Source organism: Longimicrobium sp., from assembly GCF_036554565.1.
Lineage (GTDB): Bacteria > Gemmatimonadota > Gemmatimonadetes > Longimicrobiales > Longimicrobiaceae > Longimicrobium.
Map to the genome: position 1 here is coordinate 1 of NZ_DATBNB010000322.1, position 10,895 is coordinate 10,895.

Consider the following 10,895-nt stretch of genomic DNA (forward strand, 5'->3'; position numbering starts at 1 on the left):
CGGAATCGCGATTCCGGCCCGAAGCCCCACCGACTCCGCAACTATCGCACGTGGCTCGGTCGCGTCGGCCGAAACGTGTTCATCGCACTGCACCGCGACGCGTTCGAGCGCACGCCCGGGAAGCCCCGAACCTGGCCGGAGACGCGTCACGTGCGTCTGTGCCCGGAACGGGGCAAAACGGGATGGATCGGTGAGGTGCCAGAGGCCGGACGGCGCCAGCTCGCCGGAGTCCTCGTCCAGGAAATATGCATGTCCAACCGGCCACCCGGTGAGCATCGCGCCCACCTTGATGGCGTCGTCGAGCGTCTCGGCGCGGATGGCGGCGTGCGCGACCTGGTCCATGAGCGCCAGCAGCCTGGTCTGGCGCTCCAATGCCCGCTCCAACTCGACTACGCGCTCCGCGGGATCGATAGCCGTGGTGCGTCCGCCTTCCTGCGAGGTCGGCATGGCGTCCCCTGTGCCTGGCATCGTTTGGGAAGTCCGGATGGTGAAGATCGTGCAGAACGTGCAAATGGCAGTCCAATGCTGGCCGGGTGGCTATTCGCCAGGTTCCGCGGCTGGTCCACCTTCGTTCCGCGGGCATCGACGGCAACATCGTGGGCAACGACACCTTGCATTTGCAAGGCATAAGTTCGAGATTGCTATTCATCAGGAAGAACCTCAGTCACAGCGGAGCACGGCCATGGCTACAGCGACGAAGCTTCCAGGACTCGACGCAGCACAAGACCTCCTGGGGTTTTCCCTCGACGAGGTTGCGCGTTCCGTACAGGTCGAATACAGCACGCTTTACCGGTGGCGAAAGGGCAAAACGCCGGGACCCGTGTACAAGGATCGGCTCAAGCATCTGGACGAGTTGGCGAACTATCTTGTGCAGGCGCTTGGAAAAACCGAGGCCCGTTCGTGGCTCGACCTTCCGTCATTCGTCTTCTCCGGGCGCACGCCACGGGAAATGCTCCTCGAAGGGCGGACGGAGATGGTGCTGGGCTCCGTTGTGACGGCCGAGCGAATTCTCCGTTCGCTTGCGAACAACGACAGCGCTGAAGCAAACTCGTCTCTGGCCAGCACGGCGGCCCTGTCACTCATCGAGTCCGACCTGAAGGTTCTCGTCGCTCGGATGCAGACACCCGAGTCTGAAGAAGCCGTAGACCGTATGTTCGAAGCCCAACCGCGGGTCCGAATCCAGTGAGGCCGGTGTCGCCCCCATGACGCGTAAGCCGAAGACGGGAGTCATCATGGTGTTCGCCGGGACCAACGGGGCCGGCAAGAGTTCGGTGATCGCCCAGTACCTGACGGTGAAGACGCGACGACGTACTACAATCCCGACGAACACGCTCGGCGGCTACGGAGGGCTACCCCTGGGCTCTCTGCCACGGACGCGAACTCGCAGGCCTGGGAGCGTGGACGGGCCTTGTTGGAGGATGCAATCCGCCACCACACGAACTTCAACTTCGAGACTACTCTCGGAGCGAATACCATCCCGACACTCCTGCGAGAGGCCGCCGAATCCGGACTACTGGTCCACATGTACTATGTAGGTCTGGAGAGTCCGGAGATGCACGTCCGGCGAGTGGCCAGCCGTGTTCAAAAGGGCGGGCACAGCATCCCGGAAGGCAAGATCCGCCAGCGCTACGAGAGTAGCCCAAGGAACCTGATCAGCCTGTGGCCGGCACTGCACCGCGTGGTGCTGTTCGACAATTCGGCGGACCCCGATGATGATGGCATGGTCGAACCGCTTCGTATCCTCCGTATGGAAGCTGGATTGATCGTCGAGTGTCTCCCGGACGATGAGGTTCCAGCCTGGGCTCGCGAGATCGTCGCTGCAGCCCGACAGTTCGATGCGGCGTGCAGGAAACGGGCGTAGCGGAAACCTACGAGAGCCGGGGCGCGTGCCGGATGCTGCCCCACAAAGGCTCTTGTCCCATGAGAATACCAAACCCTCACTCGCCTACACACATGCCAAGACGCCGCCGCTCTCCCGAGCGGCGGCGTCTTCTCGACCACCATCACAGCGCCGAGCGTGCGTTCCTACTCCACCGTAACGCTCTTCGCGAGGTTCCGCGGCTGGTCCACGTTCGTTCCGCGCAGCACGGCGATGTGGTACGCCAGCAGCTGCAGCGGCACGCTGGCCAGGATGGGCGTCAGCGCGTCGTGCGTGCGCGGGATGCGGATCACGTGGTCGACGACTTCCTCCAGCTCGGTGTCGTCCTGGCTGACGACGGCGATGATGCAGCCGCCGCGCGCCTTTACCTCGTCGATGTTGCTGCGCACCTTGTCGTACACCGCGTCCTTGGGCGCAATGACCACCACGGGCATGTTCTCGTCGATCAGGGCGATGGGCCCGTGCTTCATCTCGGCCGCGGGGTAGCCCTCGGCGTGGATGTAGCTGATCTCCTTGAGCTTCAGCGCCCCCTCCAGCGCCGCCGGGAAGTTGTAGCCGCGCCCCAGGTACAGGAAGTTGCGGCTGTCCTTGTACTGCTCGGCCAGCTTCCGGATCTCTTCCTCGGTCTTCAGGATCTCCGCCACCTGCTCCGGCAGCTGCCGCAGCGCGCGGACGATCTCGCGCGCCCGCGACTGGCTGAGCGTTCCCCGCAGCCGGCCCAGGTGAATGGTGATCATGGCCAGCACCACCACCTGGCTGGTGAACGCCTTGGTCGAGGCCACGCCGATCTCCGGGCCCGCGTGCAGGTACACGCCCGCGTCGGTTTCGCGCGCGATGGTGGAGCCCACGGCGTTCACGATGCCCAGCGTGGTGGCGCCCTGCTGCTTGGCCTCGCGCATGGCCCACAGCGTGTCGGCCGTTTCGCCGGACTGCGAGATGGGAATGGCGATGGTGCCCGGCTCCACCACGGCGCGGCGGTAGCGGAACTCCGACGCGTACTCCACCTCGGTGGGAATGCGGGCGATGTCTTCCAGCAGGTACTCGCCGATCACCCCGCTGTGCCAGCTGGTGCCGCACCCCAGGATCACCACGCGCTGCGCCTGGCGAAGCTCGTCATCCATCCCCGTCAAGCCGCCCAGCTTCACCGCGCCCTCTTCCTCCAGCAGGCGCCCGCGCATGGTTTCACGCAGGGTGGTGGGCTGCTCGGTGATCTCCTTGAGCATGAAGTGCGCATAGCCGCCGCGCTCCACCTCGCTCAGGTCCCAGTCCACGCGGTTCACGGGGCGGTCTACCGGGCCCTGCTTTGGGCGATGGACCACGTAGCCGGACTTGGTGATGGTGGCCATGTCGCCGTCGTCCAGGTAGATGACGTCGCGCGTGTGGGCGATCACCGCCGCCGCGTCGCTGGCCACGAACGTTTCGCCGTTCTCGCCCACGCCGATCAGCAGGGGGCTCCCCAGCCGGGCCGCGACGATCTTGCCGGGGTCGCGCGTCGAGACCACGGCGATGCCGTAGGTGCCCTCCACCTGGGTGAGCGCGATTTCCACGGCGCGCTCCAGCGACTCGCCCGCGCGGCCGGTGCCGGAGTTGTAGATCTCCTCGATCAGGTGCACCAGCACCTCGGTGTCGGTCTCGGAGCTGAACACGTGCCCGCGCTCCTGCAGCACCTTCCGCAGCGTCCCGGCGTTCTCGATGATGCCGTTGTGCACCACGGCGAAGTCGCCCTTTTCCGACAGGTGCGGGTGGGCGTTCCTGGTGGTGGGGGGGCCGTGCGTGGCCCAGCGCGTGTGGCCGATGCCGTACCACCCCTCGGCCGGCTCCTGCACCAGCAGCTTCTCCAGCTCGGCGATCTTGCCGGCCTCCTTGCGCACTTCCAGGTGGCCGTTGTTCGACACCACGATCCCGGCCGAGTCGTAGCCGCGGTACTCCAGCCGCTTCAGCCCCTGGATGAGCATGGGGGTAACCTGCTGCTCACCGATGTATCCGACGATTCCGCACATGGCTCTTCAGGTCGCGCGTGTGTGATTTCGGGTTCGCTGCCTGACGATCATCCACCCTCGACCGTCATCCATCGCCCCGACTTCCGTTGCCTTCGTACCGCAGTAACCGTCGTGACCCGCCGTTCAGGGAAGCGCCGCCCGCAGCGTTTCCACCAGCGCCGAGGCATCCGCCCGCGTGGGCGCCTCGCAGATGATGCGCACGATGGGCTCCGTTCCCGAGGGGCGCAGGTGCGCCCAGCGCTTTTCCGCGGCCCACGAAAGCCGCAGCCCGTCCTGCCGGTCGGCGTGCGCCTCGGGAAAGCGGGCCGCCAGCGCGTCGTAGACTGCATCCAGCGGCTGCGCGGGGCGCGGCACCTTTTCCTTGACGATCTCGTACCGCCCGATCTCCGCCGCCAGCGCGTGAAGGGGCTTGCCCGTTTCCGCCAGCAGCTGAAGGACCAGCGCGGCCGCCACCGGCGCGTCGCGCGTCAGGTGCACGTCGGGAAGGATCACCCCGCCGTTGCCCTCGCCGCCGATGGTCGCGTTCTCCGCTTGCATCCGGCGCGCCACGTTGATCTCGCCCACCGCCGCGCGGACGAGCGGAACGCCCGCGCGCTCCGCCACGTCGTCCATCACCCGGCTAGTCGACAGGTTGGTCACCAGCGGCCCCGGGCGGTGGCGCAGCACCAGCATGGAGGCCAGCGCCAGCGTGTAGTCCTCGCCGATGGCGCTTCCCTCCCCCGAGACCAGCGACAGGCGGTCCACGTCGGGGTCCGTCGCCAGCCCCAGGTCGGCGCCGCTGGACCGCACCAGCGCCTCCAACTCGCCCAGGTTCTCGGCCACGGGCTCCGGCTCGCGCGGAAAGAGGCCGTCCGTTTCCATGTTGATGGCGCTCACCCGGCACCCCAGCGCCTCCAGCAGCTGGGGAAAGATGCGGCCGCCCGCGCCGCGCACGCAGTCCAGCGCCACGTGGAAGTTCTTCGAACGGATGAGATCCACGTCTACGAAGGGAACCTCGAGGATGCGCTCCAGGTGGCGCTCCACCGCGCCCTCGTCCTGGCTGTAGCCGCCCAGGTCGCTCCAGATGGCCCGGGGGATGTCGCCCTCCAGGAAGGCGCGCATCTCCGCGCCTTCTTCGGCGTCCAGGAACATCCCCGTTGGGCCGATGAACTTCAGCGCGTTCCACTCGATGGGGTTGTGGCTGGCCGTCACCGCCAGTCCGCCCGCCGCCTTCAGGTCTTCCACCGCCAGCTGCACCGTGGGCGTAGGCGCGATGCCCACGTCCACCACGTCGCATCCCACCGACTGCAGCCCCGCCGTGGCCGCCCGCGCGAACATGGGGCCCGACACGCGCGAGTCGCGGCCCAGGACCACCGTCTTGCCGGGGCCGCGCTTGATGGCGTACGCGCCGAACGCCGCGGCGAAGCGGGCGATCACTTCGGGCGTCAGCCCCTCGGCCACGCGCCCCCGCACGCCGGAAACGCTCACCATCAGGTTGGAGGTATCGATCACGGGCAGCCCGGGTCTGCGGTTACGTCGTCAGGATCGCCGGGGGGTCCCCGGCGGGGGCGCCAATGTCACGCCCGCGTACAATGCCGTCAAGCAGCCTGGCGGCGGCGCCTGGAAGCAGCCTTCGAGCCCGGCGCGTCGGCCAGCGCTCCCGGCTCGGACTGCGGCCGCGGGCCGGTGGTGATCACCGCCACCGCCGCCACGATCACCGCCGCGGCGATCAGCACCCGCGGGGTCAGCGCCTCGCCCGCAATCAACCATCCCAGGAACACGGCCACGACCGGGTTCACGTAGGCGTAGGTGGAAACCCGCGCCGGCGAGCTGACGCCCAGCAGCCAGATGTACGCGGTGAAGCCCACCAGCGAGCCGAACACCACCAGGTAGGCGAAGGCCGCCAGCGACCGGCCGGTGAACGCCGCCGGGTTCAGCCCCGCCAGCTCGCCCCGCGCGGCGCCCGCCACCAGCAGCAGCGCGCCGCCGCACAGCATTTCCATCCCCGTCGCGACGAACGCGTTGGCCGGGAGCGTGGCTCCGCGGGCGTAGATGGAGCCGATGGACCAGGCGAGCGAGCCGCACAGCACCAGCGCCGCCCCGCCGAAATCCACCGCGCCGGCGCCAGCCAGCTCCGAGGGGCCCACCAGGATCACCATCCCCGCGAACCCCACCGCCAGCCCCACCATCACCCGCCCCGTGGGCCGCGTGCCGCCGGGGCGAAGCCACTCCAGCAGCACCATCCACAGCGGCACCATCGCCACCAGCAGCGCCGCCACCCCGGAGGGCACCGTCCGCTCGGCCAGCGTCACCCCGCCGTTGCCGCACACCAGCAGCAGGCCGCCGATCAGGGCGGCGCTCCTCCAGTGCCTTCGCTCGGGCGCGGGCTGCCCGCGCAAACGCATGAACGCGTACAGCACGGCGCCCGCAAGCAGGAATCGGACCCCCGCCATCAGGAGCGGCGGAAGGGTCTCGATGGCGAAGCGGATGGCCAGGTAGGTGCTGCCCCACAGCAGGTACACGGCGGCAAACGCCGCGATCACCTGCCCCATCGGTGCGGAAGTCCGGGACTCGTTCATGCGGACCCTCCCGCGCGGGGCGGATGGATGGCCGTGGTCTCCTTCACCGTGTCCATCACGATGGTGGAGCGGGTGGAGCGGATGGTGTCGATGGCGCCGAACCGCTCGCGGAGCAGCTCGCCCAGCTCGCGCGTTCCCGCCACGCGAAGCTTGGTGAGAAAGCAGTCCTCGCCCGCCACGTGGTGCACCTCCAGCACCTCGGGAATCTGCGCCAGCCGCTCGGCGGTGGTGATGGCGCCGGCGCGCTCGTCGGCCCGCACGAACACGTACGCCGTCAGCTTCAGCCCCAGCGCCTCGGGGTTGATGCGGGCCGTGTATCCCTCGATCACCCCGCGCTCCTCCAGCTTGCGGATGCGCTCCAGGATGGCGGAGGGCGCCATTCCCACCTGCCGGGCGATCTCGGCGTTGGCGATGCGGGCGTTGTCCTGGAGTATCGCCAGGATCTGCCGGTCGATGTCGTCTATCATTCTTGCATTCTCCTTCTGCACTGACGATACTTCCGCCAGAGTAGTCCGTCAACCACTGGTCGTTCAGCAGAGTACGTGCCGCACCGAACGATCAGATTGGGTCGACAGGGAGAGGACGGGCGGTTGGCGCCGGCTTCGGGCGCGGGCTATGTTGGCGCCGCCGGGACGCCTGGAAACCATCAAATCACGAGACCGATGAAAGACGAGATGAACATGGCGGGGCTTGGGCTGGGCACCATCGCCATCCACGCCGGCCAGCGGCCCGACCCCACCACCGGCGCCATCATGATGCCGGTGTACCAGACGTCCACGTACGTGCAGCCCGAGCTGGGGCGCCACCTGGGATACGAGTACGCGCGCACCCACAACCCCACGCGCGAGGCGTACGAGCGCAACGTGGCCGCGCTGGAAAACGGAACGCACGGGATCGCCTTCTCGTCCGGTCTGGCCGCGACGGACACGATGATGAAGCTGCTGAGCGCGGGCGACCACGTGGTCTGCGGCGAGGGGGTGTACGGCGGCACCTACCGGCTGTTCAACCAGGTGATCTCGCGGCTGGGCATCGAGTTCAGCTTCGTCGACAGCAGCGACCCGGCGGCGCTCCGCGCGGCGGTGAAGCCAAACACGCGGCTGATCCACCTGGAGACGCCGACGAATCCCATGATGCGGCTGAGCGACATCGCCGAGGCGGCGGAGATCGCGAAGGCCGCGGGAGCGCTGCTGAGCGTCGACAACACCTTCGCCTCGCCCTACAACCAGCGCCCGCTGGAGCTGGGCGCCGACATCGTGCTGCACTCGGTGACCAAGTACGTCAACGGGCACAGCGACATGGTGGGCGGCATCATCGTGGTGCGCGACGACGAGCTGCACGAGCGCCTTCGCTTCCTGCAGAACGCGGCGGGCGCGGTGCCCGGCCCGTGGGATTGCTGGCTGGCGCTGCGCGGCACCAAGACGCTTCACCTGCGCATGGCCGCCCACAACGCGAACGGGCAGCAGATCGCGGAGTGGCTGGATGCGCATGACAAGGTGCAGCAGGTGTACTACCCCGGCCTTCCCGCGCACCCGCAGCACGAGCTCGCGCGGCGGCAGATGCGCGGGTTCACGGGAATGATCAGCATAGAGATGGGCTCGCTGGAGCGCGCGGCGGCGTTCGTGAACGGCGTCCGCATCTTTGCGCTGGCCGAGTCGCTGGGCGGGGTGGAAAGCCTGATCGGCCATCCGGCGATGATGACGCACGCCTCCATCCCCCGCGACCGCCGCTACGCCATGGGCCTCACGGACGGGCTGGTGCGGCTGTCCTGCGGCGTGGAAGACGTCCAGGACCTGATCGCCGACCTGGAGCAGGCGCTCGCCGCGGTGTGATGGAGGGCCGGGGCCACTCGCTGGAGTGGCCCCGGCCTGCACGGGCGAATGAATTCGCTGCAACAACCACACGATGTCCGCCTTCGCGGACTACCCGGTTGCGGATGCACTCTGCGCTCGGGTGGCGCGCCCGGGCACCCGTGTCATCCCGACGGAGCGGCCACGGCGAAACTGACCTGGCACCGTAGCCCGCAGCGACCGAGGGATCCGCCACACACCATGCAAGGCGCGCCGACCCAGCCCCGGCACACATAGCTCGCGGACACGGCGCCGCTACCGGGCCCTGGTGAGACGTGACGCAGGCAAGATCCTTCGGCCCGCGAGCGATGGCGTATGGGCGAGTCCGGTGCGCCTGGGCCTCTGGATGACCGGCTGTGGGGTGCACCCGGCAGGGGTGGTGCACCATACTGGCTCCCTTCCCCCGCGCAGTTTGCGGGGGAAGGGTTGGGGATGGGGGGCGGCCGCGGCATGCGCCGGCCCGCGTCGAACCTCCACACAGCCATGGTGTGTACCCCCTCTCCCACGCTGTTTGTGGGAGAGGGTGGACGAGCATAAGCGAGGACGGGTGAGGGCCCCACGGCAGCCGAGGCCCACGCAAAAGGGCACCCCGCGAGAGGTGCCCTTTTCCGCGTACACGCGTTCGGGAACGACATGGGTCGGCTGGGACTCGAACCCAGGACCAATCGGTTAAAAGCCGAGTGCTCTACCAACTGAGCTACCGACCCGCGCCCCAAAGATAGGGCACTGGGGCCGCGCGCTCAACCCACGGCCTCACAGCACCGCGATCATTCCCGGCGTGTCGACGTACGACTCCATGCGGATCACCTTCCCGCGGCGAAACTCGTACACGTGCGTGGCGCCCAGGTCGAACGCCGCGCCGGTGCGCCGGGCGATGCCGCGCGTGCGCCCGCTGACGATCACCCGTTCCCCCGCCGGCAGCATCTCCTTCACCTCGAAGCGCGAATCCACGTGTTCCATGAGCGTGTCGAAGAACCCGCGCGCCTCGTCCAGCCCGCGAAAAGTGCCGCCCCAGGGAAGGTGCGTGCTCTGGCGGATGACGACGTCCGGCGAAAAGCACGAGAACACGTCCAGCAGGTCGCGGCGCGCGTAGGCGTCGTACATCGCGCGGATGATCGCGGCGTCGGCGCAGGAATCACATGCGGCGCGAAGCGGCCGCGGCGCGGCGGCGATGGTGGGGGGCAGCACGTCCGTCGCAACCATGGCCGGCGATCTCCTGTACGGGTTCTGTCCGATGTCGTGTGAGCGTGTGATGAATCTGCTCTCCGACATCCTGCCCGGCATGGGTAGAACGCACCAGGAGCCCAAAAGACCTGAGGGATCGCCCGGGCCTCTGTGGATGTCGAGCGAAGGGGGGTTAGCCCGGCTGGCGTCGCGTCAACCGGCGGATGCGGCGCGCGAAGCGGAAGAGGACGAACAGCAGCACCGCCACCAGCACCAGCGCAAGCAGCGGCGCCAGGAACGCGATCACGATCGCGCCCACCGCCGCGACGTCCTCCAGCACGCTCAGCACGGGGTTCCCCAGCCCGCCCGTGGTGGCCGTGCTTCCCAACCGCGCCGTGGCCTTGGCGCCGTGCACCCCCAGAGCGAGCGGCGCGCCCAGCACGATGCCGATGCCGACCGCGAACTCCGGCGACACCTGGTACAGAAACGGTGTCGCGGCGAGCGCGGCCAGCACGGGCTTGCTCACCACCTGCACCGAGTCCAGCACGTGGTCCACCAGCGGCACCTTGTCGCCCAGGATCTCCAGCAGCGTCGCCACGCCGAAGATCACCATCGTCTGCGGCTGGTCCAGCCACTCCATGGCCGGCGGCAGGGGCATGTCCGACATCCAGGCCGCCACGCTGGCGCTGAAGATGGGCAGAAAGGCGCGCAGCCCCGCGCAGGCGGCCAGCACCAGGCCCAGCGCGGCGGCGGAAAGTGCTTCCATGTGCGTTCGGAAGACGGCGGTCGGAGGGGGAAGGTCTGGGCTCCTGATACTCACGCCCGCCGAGCGGGAGCGCAAGCGGAACTTACAATTTGGCTCGACAGAGTCAGTGACGTCACGCGTTCCGCGAGACTACGCCTTCCGGTGCGCTGCTCTGCGCGGTGCTTGCGCGGCCTGCCGCGCCGACCGCGTCCCCACCTCGAGAGGAGCCCCTTTTCGAGTGATGAGCAATGGGCTGACCAGCCCATTCCGATCCCTTCAAGCTGTCCCTGAGATTCAAGTCATCGGATAGCCCCGGGCCGCTCGCTTGTTGAGGTGGAGTTCCGCGGGAGAGCCCAGTCGGTATGGTGCAAGGTTCTGCCCTTCGCATATTGTTGTTTAGATGGGGGGGTGCGATACTGGAGTCACCCCCTGCGCAGATTTGCACCGGACCTCCGCATCGCTACGACAGTTGCGCTCGACGCGCTACCCCATCCCGGTGCTTCCAGTACTCACTCATCGTGAAAATCTCTGATGTCTGAATTGCGCCTCTACCTTACTGGTCCAGATTTGAGCAACGTCACGCCTGAATTAGAGTGGCAGGCGGAGCGCGTCGCAGGTGCGCCAGTGGATCTCCGCCTCGAGTTGCCGGATCAGGATAATCTGCGTTGGCTCTGGGAGCATCCCATGGTGGATTTTTATGCT

The 10,895-nt window shown here is 67.9% G+C and carries 9 protein-coding genes, 1 tRNA gene and 1 pseudogene; 3 read left to right on the top strand and 8 right to left on the bottom strand.

Annotation, left to right across the window (positions count from 1 at the left end):
- Window positions 1-447: pseudogene (locus VIB55_RS08895) on the bottom strand (hypothetical protein); the annotation flags it as partial.
- 235 nt (window positions 448-682) lie between these two features.
- Between VIB55_RS08895 and VIB55_RS08900 the strand changes: the two are divergent.
- Window positions 683-1,186 (top strand): hypothetical protein, encoded by a 504-nt coding sequence (locus VIB55_RS08900; protein WP_331876308.1) that lies wholly within the window; start codon window positions 683-685, stop codon window positions 1,184-1,186.
- A gap of 225 nt (window positions 1,187-1,411) precedes the next feature.
- Window positions 1,412-1,861, top strand: a complete 450-nt coding sequence (locus VIB55_RS08905; protein WP_331876309.1) for a hypothetical protein — start codon at window positions 1,412-1,414, stop codon at window positions 1,859-1,861.
- A gap of 164 nt (window positions 1,862-2,025) precedes the next feature.
- Here VIB55_RS08905 and glmS read toward each other — a convergent pair whose 3' ends face one another.
- The 4 genes from glmS to VIB55_RS08925 all read right to left on the bottom strand — a co-directional run bounded on the left by glmS (window position 2,026) and on the right by VIB55_RS08925 (window position 6,904).
- Entirely contained in the window at window positions 2,026-3,879 is a 1,854-nt protein-coding gene (gene glmS, locus VIB55_RS08910) for a glutamine--fructose-6-phosphate transaminase (isomerizing) (RefSeq protein WP_331876310.1), read from the bottom strand.
- Window positions 3,880-4,002: 123 nt separating this feature from the next.
- Window positions 4,003-5,370: a phosphoglucosamine mutase gene (gene glmM / locus VIB55_RS08915; RefSeq protein ID WP_331876311.1), complete on the bottom strand. Its 1,368-nt coding sequence runs from the start codon at window positions 5,368-5,370 to the stop codon at window positions 4,003-4,005.
- An 86-nt stretch (window positions 5,371-5,456) separates the two neighbouring features.
- Window positions 5,457-6,437: a drug/metabolite exporter YedA gene (yedA, locus tag VIB55_RS08920; RefSeq protein WP_331876312.1), complete on the bottom strand. Its 981-nt coding sequence runs from the start codon at window positions 6,435-6,437 to the stop codon at window positions 5,457-5,459.
- Complete coding sequence (locus VIB55_RS08925) at window positions 6,434-6,904, bottom strand: Lrp/AsnC family transcriptional regulator (protein WP_331876313.1); 471 nt, start codon at window positions 6,902-6,904, stop codon at window positions 6,434-6,436. The genes yedA and VIB55_RS08925 overlap by 4 nt, the downstream gene beginning before the upstream one ends.
- 195 nt (window positions 6,905-7,099) lie before the next feature.
- Between VIB55_RS08925 and VIB55_RS08930 the strand changes: the two genes are divergently transcribed.
- Window positions 7,100-8,266: a cystathionine gamma-synthase gene (locus tag VIB55_RS08930; RefSeq protein WP_331876314.1), complete on the top strand. Its 1,167-nt coding sequence runs from the start codon at window positions 7,100-7,102 to the stop codon at window positions 8,264-8,266.
- A gap of 652 nt (window positions 8,267-8,918) precedes the next feature.
- Here the strand turns inward: VIB55_RS08930 and VIB55_RS08935 are convergent.
- From VIB55_RS08935 to VIB55_RS08945, 3 genes are all read right to left on the bottom strand, one after another.
- Window positions 8,919-8,991 (bottom strand) — tRNA-Lys (locus VIB55_RS08935).
- Window positions 8,992-9,037: 46 nt separating this feature from the next.
- Window positions 9,038-9,487: a nuclear transport factor 2 family protein gene (locus VIB55_RS08940; protein ID WP_331876315.1), complete on the bottom strand. Its 450-nt coding sequence runs from the start codon at window positions 9,485-9,487 to the stop codon at window positions 9,038-9,040.
- Window positions 9,488-9,641: 154 nt separating this feature from the next.
- Window positions 9,642-10,214 carry a DUF4126 domain-containing protein gene (locus VIB55_RS08945; protein ID WP_331876316.1) on the bottom strand — a complete coding sequence of 191 codons (573 nt, stop codon included), beginning with the start codon at window positions 10,212-10,214 and terminating at the stop codon, window positions 9,642-9,644.
- Window positions 10,215-10,895: the final 681 nt, after the last annotated feature.